The sequence below is a fragment of the Polynucleobacter sp. es-MAR-4 genome, assembly GCF_018882055.1.
Taxonomy (GTDB): Bacteria; Pseudomonadota; Gammaproteobacteria; order Burkholderiales; family Burkholderiaceae; genus Polynucleobacter.
On record NZ_JACVPF010000001.1, the window covers coordinates 835,985 to 855,857 of the forward strand.

Annotated in this window: 19 protein-coding genes and 1 tRNA gene; 4 read left to right on the forward strand and 16 right to left on the reverse strand. The window is 45.0% G+C overall.

Translation table 11 applies throughout. The features are described from left to right. Positions 1-13: 13 nt before the first annotated feature. Positions 14-589 (forward strand): histidine phosphatase family protein, encoded by a 576-nt coding sequence (locus ICN16_RS04255; protein WP_216134537.1) that lies wholly within the window; start codon positions 14-16, stop codon positions 587-589. Positions 590-634: 45 nt separating this feature from the next. Beyond that, on the forward strand, positions 635-1,012 hold the full coding sequence (locus tag ICN16_RS04260; protein ID WP_216134540.1) for a DUF2237 family protein: 378 nt from the start codon (positions 635-637) through the stop codon (positions 1,010-1,012). 2 nt (positions 1,013-1,014) lie between these two features. Here the strand turns inward: ICN16_RS04260 and ICN16_RS04265 are convergent, their stop codons facing one another. Both ICN16_RS04265 and ICN16_RS04270 read right to left on the reverse strand, forming a co-directional pair. Beyond that, a complete protein-coding gene (locus ICN16_RS04265; protein ID WP_216134548.1) occupies positions 1,015-2,271 on the reverse strand; it encodes a DASH family cryptochrome in 1,257 nt (418 codons plus the stop codon). 3 nt (positions 2,272-2,274) lie between these two features. After that, a complete protein-coding gene (locus ICN16_RS04270; RefSeq protein ID WP_216134550.1) occupies positions 2,275-2,457 on the reverse strand; it encodes a DUF2256 domain-containing protein in 183 nt (60 codons plus the stop codon). Positions 2,458-2,487: 30 nt separating this feature from the next. Here ICN16_RS04270 and ICN16_RS04275 point away from each other — a divergent pair, with 30 nt between their 5' ends. Continuing rightward, positions 2,488-3,414, forward strand: a complete 927-nt coding sequence (locus tag ICN16_RS04275; protein WP_255533594.1) for a histone deacetylase — start codon at positions 2,488-2,490, stop codon at positions 3,412-3,414. On the opposite strand, the gene ICN16_RS04280 is transcribed toward ICN16_RS04275, so the two are convergent. Beyond that, positions 3,398-4,057: a hypothetical protein gene (locus ICN16_RS04280; protein WP_255533595.1), complete on the reverse strand. Its 660-nt coding sequence runs from the start codon at positions 4,055-4,057 to the stop codon at positions 3,398-3,400. The two genes, ICN16_RS04275 and ICN16_RS04280, sit on opposite strands and share 17 nt — an antisense overlap. An 86-nt stretch (positions 4,058-4,143) precedes the next feature. Here ICN16_RS04280 and ICN16_RS04285 point away from each other — a divergent pair, with 86 nt between their 5' ends. Next, a complete protein-coding gene (locus ICN16_RS04285) occupies positions 4,144-5,034 on the forward strand; it encodes a transporter (RefSeq protein WP_216134553.1) in 891 nt (296 codons plus the stop codon). Positions 5,035-5,059: 25 nt separating this feature from the next. On the opposite strand, the gene ICN16_RS04290 is transcribed toward ICN16_RS04285, so the two are convergent. From ICN16_RS04290 to dnaG, 13 genes are all read right to left on the reverse strand, one after another. Continuing rightward, the gene (locus tag ICN16_RS04290) at positions 5,060-5,515 is read right to left on the reverse strand and encodes an ion channel (RefSeq protein WP_216134556.1); all 456 of its coding nucleotides are present in this window, start codon (positions 5,513-5,515) and stop codon (positions 5,060-5,062) included. Positions 5,516-5,552: 37 nt separating this feature from the next. After that, entirely contained in the window at positions 5,553-5,957 is a 405-nt protein-coding gene (locus ICN16_RS04295) for a translational machinery protein (RefSeq protein WP_216134567.1), read from the reverse strand. Positions 5,958-6,006: 49 nt separating this feature from the next. Further along, positions 6,007-6,273, reverse strand: a complete 267-nt coding sequence (locus tag ICN16_RS04300; RefSeq protein WP_216134570.1) for a DUF1488 family protein — start codon at positions 6,271-6,273, stop codon at positions 6,007-6,009. Between the two features lie 96 nt (positions 6,274-6,369). Next, a complete protein-coding gene (locus ICN16_RS04305) occupies positions 6,370-7,176 on the reverse strand; it encodes a fused MFS/spermidine synthase (RefSeq protein WP_216134573.1) in 807 nt (268 codons plus the stop codon). A gap of 120 nt (positions 7,177-7,296) precedes the next feature. Next, on the reverse strand, positions 7,297-9,003 hold the full coding sequence (locus ICN16_RS04310; protein ID WP_216134576.1) for an amidohydrolase: 1,707 nt from the start codon (positions 9,001-9,003) through the stop codon (positions 7,297-7,299). Positions 9,004-9,055: 52 nt separating this feature from the next. Beyond that, positions 9,056-9,829 carry a hypothetical protein gene (locus tag ICN16_RS04315; RefSeq protein WP_216134589.1) on the reverse strand — a complete coding sequence of 258 codons (774 nt, stop codon included), beginning with the start codon at positions 9,827-9,829 and terminating at the stop codon, positions 9,056-9,058. 133 nt (positions 9,830-9,962) lie between these two features. Continuing rightward, positions 9,963-10,613: a cupin domain-containing protein gene (locus tag ICN16_RS04320; protein ID WP_216134591.1), complete on the reverse strand. Its 651-nt coding sequence runs from the start codon at positions 10,611-10,613 to the stop codon at positions 9,963-9,965. A 116-nt stretch (positions 10,614-10,729) separates the two neighbouring features. Next, positions 10,730-12,022 (reverse strand): lipase family protein, encoded by a 1,293-nt coding sequence (locus ICN16_RS04325; RefSeq protein WP_216134593.1) that lies wholly within the window; start codon positions 12,020-12,022, stop codon positions 10,730-10,732. 60 nt (positions 12,023-12,082) lie between these two features. Continuing rightward, a complete protein-coding gene (locus ICN16_RS04330) occupies positions 12,083-12,946 on the reverse strand; it encodes a carotenoid biosynthesis protein (RefSeq protein ID WP_216134595.1) in 864 nt (287 codons plus the stop codon). A gap of 64 nt (positions 12,947-13,010) precedes the next feature. Then, entirely contained in the window at positions 13,011-14,891 is a 1,881-nt protein-coding gene (locus ICN16_RS04335) for a carbon-nitrogen hydrolase family protein (RefSeq protein WP_216134597.1), read from the reverse strand. A 112-nt stretch (positions 14,892-15,003) separates the two neighbouring features. Next, a tRNA-Ile gene (locus tag ICN16_RS04340) sits at positions 15,004-15,080 on the reverse strand. Positions 15,081-15,093: 13 nt separating this feature from the next. Continuing rightward, positions 15,094-17,688 (reverse strand): RNA polymerase sigma factor RpoD, encoded by a 2,595-nt coding sequence (rpoD, locus tag ICN16_RS04345; protein ID WP_216134599.1) that lies wholly within the window; start codon positions 17,686-17,688, stop codon positions 15,094-15,096. A 224-nt stretch (positions 17,689-17,912) separates the two neighbouring features. After that, complete coding sequence (gene dnaG, locus ICN16_RS04350) at positions 17,913-19,862, reverse strand: DNA primase (protein ID WP_216134601.1); 1,950 nt, start codon at positions 19,860-19,862, stop codon at positions 17,913-17,915. Between the last annotated feature and the right edge of the window lie 11 nt (positions 19,863-19,873).

The following is a 19,873-nucleotide window of genomic DNA, read 5'->3' on the forward strand; positions in this document are numbered from 1 at the left end:
TCCATTTAAATCCATGAAATTCTTCCTCTCAACCCTCTTCACTCTAATTACCCTGTTTAGTGCAAGCAGCCTCACGCAGGCTCAAACTCCATTTGCCCGCGCTATGCAAGATGGTCAACATGTTTTATTGATGCGCCATGCAGATGCCCCTGGATATGGCGATCCGCAGGGCTACCAATTAAATCAATGCTCTTCGCAACGCAATCTTGGGGAGCGCGGCAAGAAACAAGCTCAAGCGATTGGTGATTGGATTGCCAAGCAAGGCATTCAACAGGCTAAGGTCTACAGCAGCGCCTGGTGTCGTTGCTTTGACACGGCAACTTTACTTAATAAGGGCCCCGTTACCAAAGAGGCTGCGCTTGGGTCTTTCTTTGACAACATGAGTCAAGCACAAAAGCAAACTCAAGAATTGATGAACCTCATTCAACTTGAGCGCAAGCAACACCCCACTACCCCCATCATCATGGTTACCCACCATGTCAATATTGAATCTTTTACTGGCAAAGTGTTGGGCTCGGGAGACATGATTTTGGTCAAAGTAGATTCTTCCGGCAGGGCTCTATCCCATACGCTATATCCAAGCCCATAAATTTCTTTTTATTTAACGAACTTCACGCAATCGAGAGCACGCATCATGACTGACTTACCGCTTAATGTTTTAGGGCAACCGCTGGTACCCTGCTCTTTTGAACCGCTCACTGGATTCTTTAGAGATGGATGCTGCAAGACTAATGAACAAGATGCAGGCAGTCATTTAGTTTGCGCAGTAGTCAGCAATGATTTCCTGCAATTTAGCCTTAAGCGCGGCAATGATCTCATTACCCCTAGACCGGAGTATCAATTTCCTGGCTTGATTGCAGGCGACCAATGGTGTCTTTGCCTGAACCGCTGGCTCGAGGCCTTAGAAGCAAATTGCGCGCCAATGATTAAGCTCGAAAGCACCAATATCAAAGCTTTGGAGAAGGTCTCTCTAGAAGTGCTTCAACGGTACGCTGAAGTAGCAGAGATATAGGGCTAGCCGGCTGACAACCAAAGCTTGCGATAAACGCCATGAGGATCATGATCTTGGGTTTGCTTGGCCACGTTAAAAGGCCTGCCTCCCCTGGGGTCTGTACCGCGACCTGCGATATATAACCAATTACCCTGGTTGCTATAAACGTCATAGTCAATTAACTGAGACTCAAACCAGGCAGCACCAGCACGCCAATCGCCGTTCATATCGTATATCCAGTAACTTGCAACGATTTGCCTCATCCGATTGGAGAGATAGCCAGTGTGATGCAACTCACGCACACCTGCATCCACTAACTCCGTACCAGTGTTACCAGAGCGCCATTGCTCAAAGCTAGCCAGGGATGATGGCTTAACGGGCAAGCCTGTTAAGCCGCCTGCACGATACAAGCTTTGGCCATACTTGAAATGAATAAAGCGGAAATAATCGCGCCAAAGTAATTCAAACCAAAGCCAATAGGTCCCATCATTGGCACCGTAGCAATTTTCATACTCGTTGAGTTGAGCTGCAATATCTCTTACTGAAATACAACCCAAGGCAAGCCATGCTGAAAACTTACTGGAGTAATCCATTCCAATCAGTTGATTGCGAGTTTCCTTATAGTCATCAGGAAGACGTCGCTCTAGATATTGCTTGAGGTGCGTTTGCGCATGACTAGCACCTCCCAAAAAATACGGGTGCGCAAATGATTGAGTGCTAGAGGGCAATATTGAGCCTTGAGGCAAAAATGCTGGTAGCGCAGGAATATGCTGTGGCGTCGGTATAGGCTTTGCAAACTTGAGCTGTGCCCGCTCCACCTCGCGTCTAAATGCCGTAAACATATCGGGCATTTTTTCTAAAGCGAATGGCAAGTCTTGTGGCTCCAACATGCTTGATTGCCAAAACTCCCGAATATCCATACCCTGATCTCGCAACACTCTTACTAGCTCCATTTCTTCAGGGGCCTCTATTTGCTCACAATAGACTGACTTCGCGACAGTGTCAGTCAGTAATTTCTGGAGTATTACTTGGGGTTCGCCATAAAGCTCTAAGAGATCTGATCCCTGCGCTTGGAGCTCAACCCTCAAATCATCCAAGGAGGCTCGTAAAAAGGTTTTTCGATGTAAGCCCTGTCGCTCAAAACCGTACACCGTTTTTTGCTCTTTGCAGTCATGCACGTAGACTGGCAACAGATGTTCGGCATTTAGACATGCTTGCGCAAAAGCTGGATTATCAGACAGACGCAAATCATTGCGAAACCAATAAATCAATGTACTCATAAATTACGACTCAGCCCTGCCTGTAGCAGGTTTTTTAGAGCGACAAGCGTCAGAACAATATTTGACCTCATCCCAGTTTTTAGCCCAAGACTTACGCCAGGTCATCTCTTTGCCACAAACCAAGCAGGTTTTGCTGGGCAAGAATGCTTTGTTTCCTTTAAAACTGGATTTTTCAGATCGAGACATACCTACCTATAGAAAAACGAATAGACTCATATGCATTCTGCATATGTGAGACAGCCCTTGAAAGCTTTTTATACCGACCACTATGTTTTACCACTTCCACCGGGACACCGCTTTCCGATGGAAAAGTACAGCCAGCTCCGCAACCTAGTAGCCGGACTTGAGGGCATTGAGCTTGTAGAAGCGCCTGCCGCTACCGACACACAAATTCTGTATGCGCACGATCCTAGATACCTTGTTAAAGTTGTTTCAGGCGAATTAAATGCCAAGGAACAGCAGGAGATTGGCTTTCCTTGGAGCGAGCTGATGGTAGAACGCTCTAGGCGCTCTGCGGGCGCTACCGTTGCCGCAGCAAAGGCAGCGCTGAATGAAGGCTTGGCAGCAAATCTTGCGGGAGGAACCCACCATGCTTATCGCAATATGGGTAGCGGCTTTTGCGTATTTAATGACTCAGCTATTGCAGCCAGGGCCTTGCAAAAAGAGGTGCATCCAAAACTCAAAGTAGCCGTAGTTGATTTAGATGTGCACCAGGGCAATGGCACCGCATCTATTCTTCAGCATGACAGCTCTATTTTCACCCTATCGATACATGGGGAGAATAACTTCCCATTCACCAAAGAGCAGAGTGATTTGGATATTGGGCTAGCAAATGGCTGCGAGGATGACGACTATCTGAAGGCGCTGCATCAAGGCATGGAGATACTGGATGCATTTAAGCCGGACTTTATTATTTACTTGGCTGGAGCTGACCCCCATGAAGGGGATAGGCTGGGAAAGTTAAACATCAGTAAAGCAGGCATGCGCCTAAGAGATGAGTACGTCTTTCAGTATGGCGCAGATCGCCAGATTCCAATAGCCTTTTCAATGGCTGGTGGATACGGAAAGGAAATCAATACTACAGTCGATATTCATCTCCAATCCATTCAAACTGCGCTCAAGTTTTCTACTGCTTCTTCTTAGGTAAATTATTGAGCGTCTTAGCATCATTGAGTTGCTGATCAACCAAATAGAGTGTTCCACCATAGTTGGCCTGCAAGTCATAACCCGAAAGCCCAACCGTGTAGATTGTGATGTAGGGGTTAAAGGACCGAACAGTACCGCCAGAGCCAGCGGAAAAATTAGCGTCCACATCCATGCCACCACGATGACCATCAATTGAGGTCAACAAAAACTGATCAATTGCATCCGTGTTTTTAAAAATAATAATCTGGTACTGATCTTGATATCCCGCACCAATACCCTCGCCAGTTTTCATGGCCTGCATAAAGATAGGCTCTGATCGGCGCTTATCAAACAAGACGCCCTCGCCTCTAGCTAAGACCAATAACACCACATTGACATTGGTAGTACTGAACACTGCATATCCTGGTGCTGTTTCTATATCTCTCTTGATTGCCGGGTTTTGCTTAATTAAGGCAGCCAAACCAACCTTAGACATTTCAAGCGTTGCGCCTCTCTTCTGTGCAATCTGCTGGGTAGTTAAAGGCTTACCATCACTGCCAGTTGACTGGCAGCCGGATAACATCACCAAGCTAAATGCCATGCATAGGGCAAGGAATACGTTTGAGCGATAGGTCATGGCCACCAAAGAAAAGAACAACATTAAAAAATAAGTTCAGAAACCCTATTTTATAGGGCCTAGACAAGTTTTATAAAAGATATAGAAATGCACATTAAAATCCACGCACTATGTTTAGGATTAAAAATCTCCTCCTGTTAGCGGCTTTTGGGCCGGCTTTAGCATGGGCGATTGATTTACAGCCCAATGACATTGTTGCCCCAGCGCCAAATAAAAATTACCTTACGGTCAGCTACCTCAACACTGAGAACTCCACGCTCTATAGAAATGGTGCCGTAGCAAGCAATCCACCCAATGCCAGCCCAGTCATTGACACTCAAAGTGCCATATTACGAGGCGCTAGAACCTATACCCTTGGTGAATTACCCGCCGTCACTTACCTACAGCTTCCCTACGGAACGATTCGCCCAGCTGGGTCACTCTCCAGTCTGTCGAGTGATAGCGGTATTGGCGACCTCACCATTGCTACCGCCATTTGGCCTTACGCAAATAAAAATACTAGAACCTATTTTGGAGTGGCAGGCTACTTAATCAGTCCTACTGGAAGCTACTCAAGCCAAAGGGCTTTTAATGTCGGTGAGAATCGATTTCGGACAGACCTGCAAATGGGCTTTCAATCACCTATTACCGAAAGCATCGATGGCATGATCGCAGTTGATACGATGTGGTTTGGGGGCAATAGTCAGTGTGGAGCCACTTGTGGACTCAGCACCAATGGCTCACTCACTCAGAAACCTCTCACCACCACTCAACTTGGTCCAATCTATCGCATCAACCAAATCTTCACCGTTGGCGCATCCTATTTTTATGTTGCGGGTGGTGCAACCTCGATTAATAACACTTACATCAATAACGTAGTTAACACCCAAAGATTTTTACTGAGCGGTCAGGCGCATACCCCCATCGGAAGATTTTCTTTGCAATATGGCAGAGATATGGAAATCAAAAATGGATACGTACAAACTCGGGTATTAGTGCTGCGTCTAATGAAAGAGTTTTAATGCCAAGTGGTATCTATAAAAACTACTAAATCTGTGTATTTTTAGAGTTGGTCCAATATTTCTGCATCTCAATAAATAGAAATGAAGCGGACCAAGTGATCAGAATGAAGCCAGTCAAGGCTTCCACTCCAGTCAAATAACGTAAATAGCCTTGCGCCACAATCTCACCGTAACCCAGAGTGGTAAAGGTCACGAACGACAAATAAGCACAATCTAGCAATATTCCATGACCAGAGAGGTTGCCAACAAGCTCACCCATCATTGGAAATTGCAAAGTAAAGAAATAACCCAGGGCAAATAGCCAGATCTCAATGACGTGTGCCATGAAGATGGCGCCAACACCTATCAAGACCCGAAAACGGGGTGCAATATGCGCCAATTTTGGCAATAACTTATCCAACTGGAAAAGAGCTTCGTAATGAAGCAGGATCGCAAGAAGAGCTAGAGATCCATTGATGGTGAAGGCAGTAATCAGCAGCATAAATAAATTATCCCCCATTTTCAGGGGGATAAATATATTAACCAGTAATGACGGTATCGCCTTTTAAAGCATCTACTCTAGCAAAATACTTTTTAGCATAAGCCAGCAACTGTCCATCAGTAGGATGATCAACAGTCTCAATACCAACAACTTTTTCAGCAATGTTGTGATCATGCTTAGTAGCATGCTTCATTAAATCTAATTTTGCAGAGCCAGGCCCAACAATCAAAATCTCTTTAGATTCCATCACAGCTTGAATAACTTCATGCAGATAATGTTGATCTGGTTCAGCGCGTGCGCCACTGACGGAGCCACTTTTGTGATGCACGTTTTTATGGGTAGATCTAGTCTTGATGACTTCGCTCTCACTAGCGGTGGGATTGAAATAAATAACGTGTGCTTCTTGATGATCAATCCAAATAACAGCGTGATTAAATGACATATCTTCTCTTTCTAATTAAAAAACAGGGTACTAAATACGGTTGAAATGATTAATCTAAAACTAGATCGTGACTGAATAAATGCACAGCACCATCCACAGCATGACCATTCAATATCTTTTGCTCAGCAATCGAGAGTAACTTCAGCTGATGATTTTTAAACAATTGCAAAGCATTTGTCTCAACAGCATCAGGATCTAAGTCCTGTAGGGCTTCATAACTAAAGCTGCATTTAAGGGGCTTACCATCTAGCGTTGCCGGATAAGAGACATCGCCATTCTCTAAAACGGATGCAGGACCAACAAATTCAAGCTTCATGGGGGACTCACTTTATTAAAAATAGTCAAATTAATCTAATAGTTTGACCCTAATGGACAAAGTGTACTTGATATATATCAAATTCCAGGTTCTTCACTAGCGCGAATCGAGTTTTCGTTGGGACAAAAAGTTCTGAGTGGTTCTGGCCAGATGAATATCATGAACTTTAGTTAACGCGGAAGATCTCCTCAAGAGATCCTCAGATGGGGTATTCAGACTTGAATCTTTACTCACAAATAGAATCTGGTTCATTCGATCGTCTTCCACCACCAATACGGATGGATGATCAAAGACTCGATCAATTCGCTCTTGATAGACCTGATTCAGCCCTGCCGCACCAGAGAAGTTAATCACCAAAACACCATCTGGGTTTAAGCACTCTAGGCAACTGGCATAAAAATCCTCACTACAAAGCTGTGCCGCTTGCCCTAGTTTGGTATACCCATCAACAAGTAATACATCAAATTTTTCTTCAGTATTCCTCAAATAGGCGGCACCATCAGCCTCAAGTACCCTGAAGTGTTCGCTATTTTCAGGGACGTGAAATTTATCTTTCAGCGCAATCACTTTAGGGTTGTTTTCCAAAACCAAGATAAATGCATTTGGCAAATGATGGTGGCAATACTTTGCAAGAGAGCCCCCACCCAAACCAATCATGGCAATGCTCTTGGGGGTTGCATGGAAAAGTAAAAATCCCATCATAGTTTCGGTGTAACTCACTACCAAGCGAATGGGCGCCTGCATATCCATCAGGCTTTGAGTAGACTCACTATCGAAATAGAGTGCTTTGAACTTTTTGCTCTCGACGATATAGGGCTCGCCTTGGGTACCGTCAAACCTTTCTTTTAATTTAGAAAGGCCCTCTTTAAGAGCTTGGATTCCCGTTGATTGGATGAGAGACATCCCTCATCATAAAGCCCTTAATTCTTTAATTGGCTTGGAGGAGCTTGAACAACATCGATTCAAGCCAAGAAAAAGCCCGCGGCAGCGGGCATCTTCTTTGATGGTAGGCAGTAAATCGTTTTACTTAAGACTCACTTGCTTACCATCGATCCAAGTTTCTTTGACTTTGATATTACGAATCTCTGCTGGCGGAGTTTTGCGAGGATTCTTCTCGAGCACCACCAAGTCGGCTTGCTTGCCAACTTCTAAGCTACCAACAATATTGTCAGCAAAGATTTGGTATGCAGCATCGATCGTAATTGCACGAATTGCATCATCAACAGAAACTGCTTGAGTTGGTCCAAGTACTTTCTGTGGGGGCAGTTGCCATAGGCGCGTTACCTCTTCGCTTACATAATTCAACGGGCCGACATTGGAAACTGGCGAGTCACTATGGAGCGTAAATTTGCCACCTGCACGCTTGAAGTCCCCAGCAGGATCAATACGTTCAGCGCGCTTAGACCCAATAATGTGGTTATTAAATGCTGCACCCCAGTAATCAACGTGACCAATAGTAAAGCTTGGCACCACACCTAATTTGACCGCCGTTTTAACATGCTCTGGATGATTGACTGTGAAATGCTCAATACGCAAACGACGCTCTTGTGGATTGGGATTGCCTGCCAATAATTTGGAGTAGCTATTTAAAGCTTGATCAATCGCTTTATCACCATTTGAGTGCGAGGAAATTTGCCAGCCTTGATCAAAATATGACTTCATAGATGCATAAATATCCGCATCTTTATAGTTGAGTGAGCCAGTCCATGTAGAGTTCTTTGGATAGCTATATGGCTCATTTAGTGCGGCCGTTAAACCCTGGGTAGAACCATCGGTAATATATTTAATGCCAATGAAGCGTAAATTATCATCGCCCTCATTAGGCTTAATTGCGTTATATCCAACAGGTAAAGTCTCGCTAAATAAGTATCCGCGCACCCGGATCGGCGATGCATTCTTCGCAAAAATTGCTTTATAAATTGCTATTTCTTTATCCACTCCAAAATTACCTCCAACACTCATGTCAGAGGCTGTCGTTACTCCAGTGGATGCCATTTTCTTCATAGTGCCTTGGATAGCAGCAAATAATTGCTCTTCCGTTGGGTTCGGCATTTTGGCCATAAATGGCAAATAAGTTGGTGGCTCCACCAGCTTGCCAGTGAGTCGACCCTTTGCATCCTTCACATAAATACCACCACCAGCAGGGTTTGGAGTTTTATTTGTAACACCAGCAAGCTCTAAAGCCTTGTGATTTACGTAGCCAATATGGCCAGATTGGTTCACGATAAAAATGGGAACAGTAGTTGATACTTTATCTAAATCATCAGCAGTGAGTTCTGCCATAAATGGAGTTGTACGTGATGGATCAACACCAAAGCCAAATAACCAACCGCCAGCGGGTACATTCTTTAACCCTGCTTTCATTTTTTGGATTAACGTTTCTTTAGTGTCATAAGGCAAAGTGAAGTTACTTAAATTTAATCCTAAGCCTTCAAAGACAGCGGTCACCATGATGTGCACATGAGGCTCTACAAATCCTGGCATCAGCGTTTGGCCTTGAAGATCAATCACCCTAGTAGTGCTAGCTTGCCACTCTTTGGTAACTGCATCTTTAGTCCCAGCGGCAACAATCTTGCCATTCTGGATGGCCAATGCTTGAACTTCTTCATTCTTCGCATTAACAGTAACGATAGGACCACCGTAGAAAATAGTGTCCGCATTGCCTTTAGCAAAGGCAAAAGCACAGTGCGCAATCAATAGGGATGTGAGTAACTTGGGTGCGAATTTCATATTTACTTCCTAAATGTGAACAGCGATTATTTGAGGCTTAGTTGAGACTTATTTAAAATTTGAATGTCACCGCTACCTGCGGACCGAACATAGTCGTTTTTTGCAGGACGCCGCCGTCCTTCATATCGTAGTACAGGGCGCGATAGGTCAAGGATGCGTCTACCAACTGATTAAATGTTTTACCTACCCCTGCCATAGCTTGCCAAGTTAAGTTAGTTGTACCCCCACCACTACCGATATCTCCATAGAACGGAACATACCAAGTGGAATCTGCAATGCGATAGCGACCTTTTGCGCCAACAATGGGATCAACAGTAGAGGTTGTTTTAGATACTGTTCCATACCCACTCACATTCAAGGTTGCGGTTGCATAAATTGCACGCGCTCCGAGCAGAGCATCTAAATATGCTTCTTTGGTATTGGCCACTGTATAGGTGGCAACTCCCGTTAAGATAGTTTGCTGAAGAGTAATCTTGTCACCGATGACGCCGCCAGTGTTTGGAATCGCACCAGTTTTTTGCAGTGTTGCGGAGACTACATCTCCCATCACACCCCAACGGCCCTGATGAGCCTCAGCCGAAATCATGCCTCCCGACTTGAGATTGCTCACTATATTGCTAGATGTAAAGTCAGCAGATTTAGACAGACCACTATCTAAACCAAGCGTGCCATTGATCGCAGGAGCCCAAAGGTAGGGAGTTACTTCAAAGCGCCATTGATCTGAAACCTTAGGAATCGGAGATAACTCCTCAGCAGCGTAAGAATGAGCAGCAAGTGAAAATACTGCAGAGATCCCAAAAAGAGTCTTGAGTAGCGTGTTTTTCATAATGGGCGAATAAATTAAGCTGAATTTAAAAGGTGATAAAAATTACAACAGTTATTTTAAATGGCTTTGCCCGATGAGCTAAAGAGCAATTTAGCGCTTGGATAAAATAATGCAATATTGGCCTACATTCAAGCTATATTAGGTGCCCAGTCTTAACCAAGATTGTGCAACCTTCTTTGCTAAAAGGTTGATGCATGCTCATGTGGGGACTTCTAATCCATGAGCCCGCAGGATAGCGCCCATGCTCATCTTCGAATACACCCTCAACTACAAAAATCTCTTCGCCACCATAGTGCTTATGGGGATTGAAGTAGGTTTGAGGCGCCCACCTGACTAATGTAGAGCCTGTGCCCTGCCTCATCAGAGGCATTACGGTTAAACCAGGCACCATTCCCTGAAACCACGGCGCAGAATGCGTATCCACAATCTCACGCTCAGTCTGTTCCGGCCCAAGATGTCTCAACTTAACAAAAAGAGTGCAGCCATCCTCACTAAATGGCGCATGAGATGATCCAGGGGGATTCATGATGTATGTGCCAGCTGGATAGTTACCAGTCTCATCACTAAATACCCCCTCTAACACCAAGATCTCTTCTCCAAATTCATGGGTATGGGCTGGAAACTTCGCTCCAGCTTCGTATCGAACGATCGAGGTAGCCCTCGCCACCTCATCACCCTGACGATCAAGCATGCGTCTCTCAACACCTTTTGTGGGGCTTGAGACCCATGGCAATTCATGATGATGAAGCACTACACGCTTACTGTAGTCAGAATGCATATCCATAAAAATCTTTTTAGTAACAAATTATTAGATACAAGAATAACAATGGAACAGAATTGTTGCTCAAAAGATAAAAAACCACCCGAGGGTGGCTTTCCTATTACGACAAATTCATTTGCTTAGTTTTGAGGGCAACCATTCGTCAATGGTTTTCCAGCAATGCGGTCTTTGACCCACTCCAGATACATGGGCGCTGAGACACCAGGCGTTGAAAAGTGCGTTTGCTCTCCTGGAAGCTGAACTCTGCCGATATTTGCCCCCATGGCACACATCTGCTTTTGATAAAGCTCATGCATGACTGGAGGAACCGCGGTATCTTTAGTGCCCCAGTAAATCACAACTGGTGCTATTGGCTTTACCGGCTTCACACTACCATCAACAAATGCTTTTACCCACGCTAAAGAGTTGCTTGGCTCGGGCTTTAATAATGATTTGTATTTGTCTCCATAGGCATAGCTAAAAGTATCAGCCAGCACATGCATACATTTATTTCTGGAGAGCTTATCAACAACCTTTGCGCCTTCATCAGTTAGCACATCGTTTAACTGTAAATTGGGATATGCGGCTTGTGCACCCCAAAGTCCCATTACATAATGAGCAAATAAGAACACATTCGGGACATTGGCTTGCGTAAACTCATTCATGAGCTTCTTCGCCCCGGCTTCATCACTTGGAACTACTGGCAACATAGCTGCGATATCATCCGGCGCCAAGGCAACATAAGCAAGGTATTGCAGATCATCAGCAGCAGTACCTTTAAGAGCCTGATAGTCCAGCAAGCTTGCAGCAGCAATAGTCGCTCCACCACCCTGTGACCAACCATACACAACAGTCTTTTTACCAGCTGCCACTTCCTTCATAGAGCTAGCAGCCCTTGCAGCGTTAATCACATCCCTACCATTTGTCCCAGCCACCGCATATTGATGCTTGCCACCGCCACCTAAACCCTGGTAGTCAGTAGCAACAATCACATAGCCCTCTTTAATAAATTGCTCCACATTCGGAATGCCGTAATCAGTCCAAGAGTTGCCATCCATCAAAAAATATTCATTCAGAGGGGCCGTTGGATCAATCACTTGAGAAGGTCCGCAATTTTGAGCTGAGCCGGTTGTGCCATGAGCCCAGGACATAATAGGCCTGCCCTCTTTGGGAGCGACTCCATTTGGGGCAATGATGACTCCAGTAGCAATTGTCTTGCGCTCACCAACATCAGATGAGATGTAGGCAATTCTCCAAGCCTGCGCGCCTTGAACGGAAGTCTCAATCTTTTCCTTCTTAATTACTTGCCCCAACTTACCATCAGGAGCCATTTTCATAACAGAGGAGTAAAAAGGCTGCATTGGCGGATCAGCAAATACCGTCGTTGATATTAAAAGGGTAGCCAGAAATAGGTGGCGCGCCAACATCTTCATAAAAATCCTTTTGGTAAATTCAATACTATTAATAATTATTAAGAAATAATCAGCGAGTTACTAGCGCAAATGATCATTATTTCGCACCTTGAAAAAGGCTAAGCAGGTTACAAAAAGCATCGAGAATATAGACACGAGACCCAAAGAGCGACTGAGCGCCTTTACAGACCAAACCTGAGAAGCTGCATCCGTAATAGTGCCATCCCCAGCCAAAGCAGCAATCGCAATGGACCCCAGGAAAATAGTGCCGTAGAACGCAATAGGAAGGTACCAGCTTGACTTCTTTTCATCGGCGGCACAATTCTTCATCGGCTTTGCGCGCATTAAATAAATAGCCCAAAACTGGAAGATGGTATAGACACATAGATACCATCCAAGGAAATTAGAAAATGGGACTCCAAAATAGCTGCCACCATCCTGCCAAATCCACTCATGCTTCACTGTCGATGATGATGGATCAATGCTCATATCCCACATCACCATAACAAAGCTTGCTATTACAGGGATGGCGAAGGTCAAACGTGAATCAGCTTGTCGATCAAATTTGTCTAAAAGTACATGAGCTAAAACCCAGGCGAGGTAACACACACCGAAATACGCTGGCATGATCATCACCGGAACGGTTCCCAGCTTTGGTCCCAATTCTGATGTGTACTCATAATGACCAAATGGGAAACCAGTTGCAATGCTAAGTGATTCATAGCACCAGCTAACAACACATGTAATAACAAACATGATTCCCAGGTTTCGCCAGCCTAGTCTTTGGGAGCCGTGGATTAAAGCAAATATCAGCCTAGCAATCGTGCCAATAATGCTCAAGGTCCCTGCAAAACCAATTGCAAACGGCATTGCTCCAAAAATGGCCAGCGCTGCAGAAAGAACAACTAGCAGCCAAAGAGTTAAATTACTATTTTTATCAGACACGATATCCCCAGTTGATGGCAATATTTATTCACCATAAATCTCAAATAAAATTACCTGAATATTTTTATCTTCCACCTGCTGTCTTTGGGCAAACATCTTTACTAGTCGAATCTTTTTGCCACTCCTTAAAACAAGCGCCTTGAGAATCAAGGGTCAAGGGGGCAGCAAGATCATAACGTCTACCCACCACCAACTTCTGTTGGTCTATCCATAGATTGTTTTGCAGGTGAGTTGTAAACAGCACTTGATGTGCAGTTTCTTTATTGGGTGCAATATTGGGAGGGTAAAAACCCTCCTCTGGCACCAAGGAATACAAGGCACTAGCAGCAAATTCGCTAGACCCCTTTGGAAGATAGTTTGCTACCAGCGTATAGGCTTGAGAGTACTTTGCAATATCAAACCACATATACATGCCTCGATTGCTGGCTGCCGGCACTAAGCCCTTGGGGATATTCACTTCACCACCATATGCTTTTCCGTCATACATTGCTGGAATAAGGATGAGGTCGGCCCTATTTAATGCATAAACCTCAGTTAACTCAGGTATACGCACTTCATCATTGAGCATGACTGCGACTCGACCCAAGTCGTTAGTACTAAAAACAGGAAGATCATTACCTGGCGTAGCCCACTGCTGCTCACCATCATTTAAATGAGATTTGCGATAAACCCCAGCTTGTTTGCCGTTGAAATCAAAAAGAACTGCAGTTTCGTAATACTTTCCACCTCTTATCTCAGGCATGGAAAATAAAAGATAAGTCTTGTAATTTTTTGCCAGGTTGGATGCCAATGTGGCACTCTTGCCATCAAGAGTCTCAGCATATTGAGAAATATTCGCTTTATTGAGGGCCACTTTTCCTATAAATGAATTGAATGGCAATACTGCGAGATTAAAGCCATTAGGATTGGCCCTAATCAAGCTCTCTACTTTTTTAGCATTCGCATCTACATCCCCGTTAACCGGATCATATTGAATTAACAGTGCACCGATTTGATTCTGGGCATTATTAGCTACAGGATCAACAGGTGCTTTATATAGGTTGTAGATACCATAGAGCTCTGGGCGACGATGCTTTAGCCAAAACTCTTTTTGTTCACTTTTCTTATTGGTATCTATAGTGGCATAAATGATTGTGGGCTCCTGAGGATTGGTCCATGTACCTGCCTTTGAACTAGTGAGTTGTTTTCCACTGCTATCCCAGATAGAGGATCCCCCCGTAAATTGATCGACAAATTTGACTTGGGGCATCTTAACTATCCCCGCTTGATTTGTGGCCACAGTATTAATGCCAATCCAAGGAGACAAGGTTGCTATGTTTGCAATGGTTGAGTGATTGCCATTGCTCACTTTTTCAAACTTAGGTGTCGTATCGGAACCAATTGGCATCGCCAATATATCTATTCCACGCAAACTAGGAACCAATAAAGATTGCAGACGGCTATCGTCAAAACAAATCAGCATTCCTATTCTGCCAATATCAGTATCAAATACAGGGAAGCCTAAATTACCTGGCGTAGCAGTACTAAAGTCACCAGGTGGCAATTGATTTTTACGATATTTACCAATATATCCCTTTGGCCCGATAAGGGCGGCAGCATTGTGCGTTAATCCAGTTACAGGATCATTCTCATATAAGCCAATCACAACATAGTTGTTATATTTTTTCGTAATCCTTTCCATTGCTGCAGTCGCTTTGCCTGGAATCGTATCTGAGTCCTTTTTGCTTCCGATAATCCAACCCGTTACAGCAACCTCTGGCAGAACAATTAACTTAGCCCCATTCTGAGAAGCTGTAGTTACTTTAGCTGCTATCCCATCAATATTAGCCTGCACATTCTGTTCAGCAGGATTAAATTCAACGGCAGCAACTTTAATTTCTACGGCATGAATAATGACTGGAAATAGGGCTAAAAAAGTAATGAGGGTTGCTGTGGATTTTTTCATGAACTAGATGGATTGGTTTGATTTAAAAACTATATCAGATGCCAATATAGTCAGATTTAATACTACGAACTAGCTAAAAAAATACCAACCCGAAGGTTGGTATTTTCATTTCTGGTGGGCCCACCAGGACTTGAACCTGGGACCAAAGGATTATGAGTCCTCTGCTCTAACCAACTGAGCTATAGGCCCGTTAGTCTTTGGATCAATCTTCTTCGAGGAAGGTCTTGAGTTTGTCGCTGCGGCTTGGATGACGCATTTTTCTCAGGGCTTTGGCTTCGATCTGACGGATACGCTCACGTGTTACGTCAAACTGTTTACCAACTTCTTCGAGAGTGTGGTCTGTGCTCATCTCAACACCGAAGCGCATACGCAATACTTTTGCTTCACGTGGTGTTAATGAATCGAGAACATCCTTAACTACATCGCGCATAGAGTCATGCAATGCCGCTTCAGCTGGAGCCAAGGTATTGCCATCCTCAATGAAGTCACCCAAATGAGAATCTTCATCGTCACCAATTGGTGTCTCCATGGAGATTGGCTCTTTAGCGATCTTCATAATCTTACGAATCTTGTCCTCAGGAATTTCCATCTTGAGTGCCAAGGTTGCAGCATCTGGCTCATGACCAGTTTCTTGCAAGATTTGACGGCTAATACGATTCATCTTGTTGATTGTTTCAATCATATGCACTGGAATACGAATCGTACGTGCTTGGTCAGCAATAGAACGGGTAATTGCCTGACGAATCCACCAAGTTGCATAAGTCGAGAACTTATAACCACGACGGTATTCAAACTTGTCTACCGCCTTCATCAAACCGATATTACCTTCTTGGATCAAATCCAAGAACTGCAAACCACGGTTGGTGTATTTCTTAGCAATCGAGATAACCAAACGTAAGTTGGCTACAGCCATCTCACGTTTTGCTTCACGTGCACGCTTCTCACCAGCAATCATTTGCTTGTTCACTTCTTTTAATTCTGGAAGTGGCAATACAACACGAGTCTGAATATCAATTAACTTTTGTTGAAGTTCCTGGATCGCTGGAACGTTACGCTGTAGCAATGCTGTGTATGGCTTGTTCTCTTTGAGTAACTTAGCGGTCCACTCTAGGTTCATGGACATCTTAGGGAAGTCTTTAAGTACATCACCACGATTGACGCCAACCTTATCCACCAACAAACTCACAATGCCACGCTCGAGTTTCCAAACTTGGTCTACTTGTGAACGCATGGTGTCGCATAACTTCTCAACACTCTTGGCAGTCAAACGGAAACCAAGCAACTCACCACGAATAGCCTCTTGCGCCTTGATATACGCTGGGCAGTTATAGCCTTCTTTATCAAAAGCACGACGCATCTTGTCAGCTTGAGTGCGAACAATTGCAAACTTCTCTAGTGAGATCTGCTTGAGTTCCTCTAATTGCTTAGCATTAGCTGTAGCTGCGCCACCGCCGCCACCGCCGCCTTCATCTTCTCCACCTTCTTCGTCACCCTCTTCAGCATCTGGGTCAACTTCTGGCTCTTCTGGTCCAAGCTTAATATCTTCAGCATTAGGGTCGACCAATCCGTCTACGAACTGATCAATCTCCATCTCACCGCTAGCAATCTTGTCTACGTTAGCCAAGATCTCGCCAATCGTGACAGGGCAAGCAGCCAAAGCCATCACCATGTCTTTAAGGCCTGCTTCAATCTTCTTCGCAATGACGATCTCGCCTTCACGGGTCAAGAGGTCAACGGTACCCATCTCGCGCATGTACATACGCACTGGATCGGTTGTACGTCCGAACTCTGAATCAACAGTAGCTAAAGCAGCTTCTGCTTCTTCCTCAGCCTCTTCTTCAGAAGTTGTTGCTGAAGCATTTTCATTGAGCAACAATGTTTCAGCGTCTGGAGCCTGCTCATAAACAGTAATGTTGATGTCGTTTAAAAGGCTGATCAACGTTTCCAATGCATCCGCATCAGATAACTCATCTGACATCACGTCATTCATTTCGCCATGAGTTAAATAACCCTTGGACTTACCCATCTTGATCAATGTCTTGAGGCGGGTACGGCGTAATTCTTGTTGCTCTTCAGAGCCTAACTGTTGTGCTGCGAATTCTTTTAAGAGCGCCTTTTCTTTTGCTTTACGCTCACGTGCTTTTTGACGATCAGTTAAAACTGGTTCAGCACCTTCAGCAGGAGCATCCGCTTTTGGCTTGCGGCCTTTTTTTACTTCCTCAGTTGCTACTGCCTCAACTTCAACCTCCTTCGCTTTTTTACCTTTAGCTTCTTTTGCCGGCTTAACTTCTTTCACCGCAACAACTTTAGGGGCGACAACCTTACCTTTTTTAGGGGCTTCAACTTTCTCGGCCTTAGCTGGTGCTTTTGCTTGTGCTTTAGCTGCAGTCTTAGCTACTACTTTAGTTGGTGCTGGCGCTTTAGCTGCAGGCTTTACTGGTGCCTTCGCTTTCGCTACAGGCTTGGCTGGTTTAGCTGGAGCTTTCACGGGCTTAGCAGGCGTCTTCGCTTTAACTACAGGCTTAGCTGGTTTAGCTGGAGCTTTCACGGACTTAGCAGGCGTCTTCGCTTTAGCTACAAGCTTGGCTGGAGCCTTGGCTTTCGGTGCTGGTTTAGCTGGCGCTTTAGCCGGGGCTTTCACTGGTTTAGCAGCTGCCTTTACTGGCTTAGCTGGCGCTTTTGCTTTAGCAACTGGTTTAGCGGGTGCCTTGGCTTTTGCCGCTGGCTTTGCTGGTGCTTTAGCTTTCGCTACAGGCTTAGCTGGTTTAGCTGCTGGTTTTTTCTTAATATTTGGCATTTATTAGCACTTACTCACGTTACTGATGATTGATCTTGACTGACTAAATACAGTCTCGCTGTCCACTTGCCCCAAATTTCTTCAAAATAAAGCGCAAGTGGCTGAATTAAATCGGTTTTTTTCTGGGAATAGAGGATTATAGTCGATTGCGACTTTTTTACCCCCTCCACCACTAAAAATATGGGGTAAATTTCGAGTTTTTCTAGGGCTAAATCAGAAAATTCTTAGGAGAATTTCAATCTTTCGCCCAACTCGCGATATCGAGCCCGATCTTGCTCAGTGGCCGTACTTGCAGCGATCTTTTGGGCGATTTCTGTCATTTCCATCTTGAGATGGGTAAGTTCCAGTTTTTTAAATGCCCCATCAAGATCAGCAACAGCACCATCAAGGTCTAAATCAGAACCCATCACCCGCTTTCTCAATACTTCATAGAGTGGGGCAAGCTCACTGCGGGATAGCTGATCTTGGAATAGTGCAAATGCTCCAGCACCTACTGTAGGTGGCTTGCCATTCTCACCAGGAATCAACTCAACCTGGTCACATTGAGCCAGTAGATCCTTCATGAGCTCCAATGCTTTTACAGAACGTAATTCGGAAGCTTGTAAAGCAAGCGCCCTCTTATTAGCATCCAAGGCTTTTCCCAAATGCGGAAACTGAATTAAGACGCGTAGCATCTGCTCGGCTAGATCGGTGGGCGCCTGAGGTGGAGGAATATTTTGTATGGGAGCTCTTTTCGCTGACCCTTTAGATGCCTGCCAAGGTGCACCCTGCGTCCTGTTACCGCTATTGGCCTGCACAAAGTTAGGTGCGCGTTGATTCGTTGCTGAATAAGAGCCTTGCTGCACTGGTGCAGGCGCTACCGTCAATCCACAGAAAGACTCCAGCTCTGCAGGCGTTGAATTTGTACGAATAGCCAGCTCGCGCAAAATTTGTGTACGCAAAGCAATTGGTGGCATCGATAGCAACAACGGTTTTGCAGCGTGATGGGTTTGCGCTCTACCCTCTGGAGTTGTCAGCTCGTGATCTTGACTCACTATCTTGAAGAAGAAGCTCGAAATCGACATGGCCTCTTTAATAACTTTTTCGAAGGCAGGCGCACCATAAGCACGTACATAGCTATCGGGATCATGCTCTGTCGGCAGGAATAAAAAACGAATCTCCTTGTCGTCAGACATCAATGGCAGACATGCTTCTAGTGCGCGCTGCGCAGCACGCTGGCCAGCAGAGTCGCCATCAAACGAAAACACGATGCGATCGGTTTGGCGCAACAACATCCGTACGTGATTAGCGGTACAAGCTGTACCCAAGGTAGCTACCGCATTAGGGAATCCCAATTGCGCGAGTGCCACGACATCCATATAGCCCTCACATACGAGAACATATTCTTGCGAACGAATGGCCTGTCTTGCTTCGAACAATCCATACAGCGTATTGCCTTTAGAAAACAGTGGTGTCTCGGGTGAATTTAAATACTTTGGCTCACCTTGATCTAAGATGCGCCCACCAAAGCCAATGGTCTGACCTTTGGGATTGCGAATCGGGAACATGATGCGATCACGGAAGCGATCGTAGCGTCTTGCAGTTTGATTGTTTTCAGTCTGCTCGCTCTGAATCAGTAAACCGCCTTCAAGCAAAGTCTTTGCCACTTCATCATTGGCATAAGTACCAAAGACTGATTCAAGACCCTGCCAACCATCGGGGGCATAACCCAATGCATAGCGTTTAGCGATCTCACCAGTCAGGCCGCGCCCCTTAAGGTAATCGACTGCACGAGGCGCTACTTTGAGTTGTTGGCGATACCAATCGGCTGCTGCACTCATGACCTCACTTAAGGCCATGGTCTGCTGTTGACGTGCAACATCATTCGCAGTGCGCTCTTCACGCGGTACATCCAAACCTGCGGAACGTGCCAAGTCTTCAATGGCATCTACGTAACCAAGACCGGAATACTCCATGAGGAAACTAATCGCAGAGCCGTGTGCCCCGCAACCAAAGCAGTGATAAAACTGCTTGGTAGGTGACACTGAAAATGAAGGGGATTTCTCAGAATGGAAGGGGCACAAACCTTGAAAGTTCGCGCCCGCTTTTTTTAACTTCACGTGCTGCCCAACCACATCAACGATGTCAACCCGATTTAACAAATCGGCAATGAAGGATTGAGGGATAAGAGCCATCAGTTATGGAT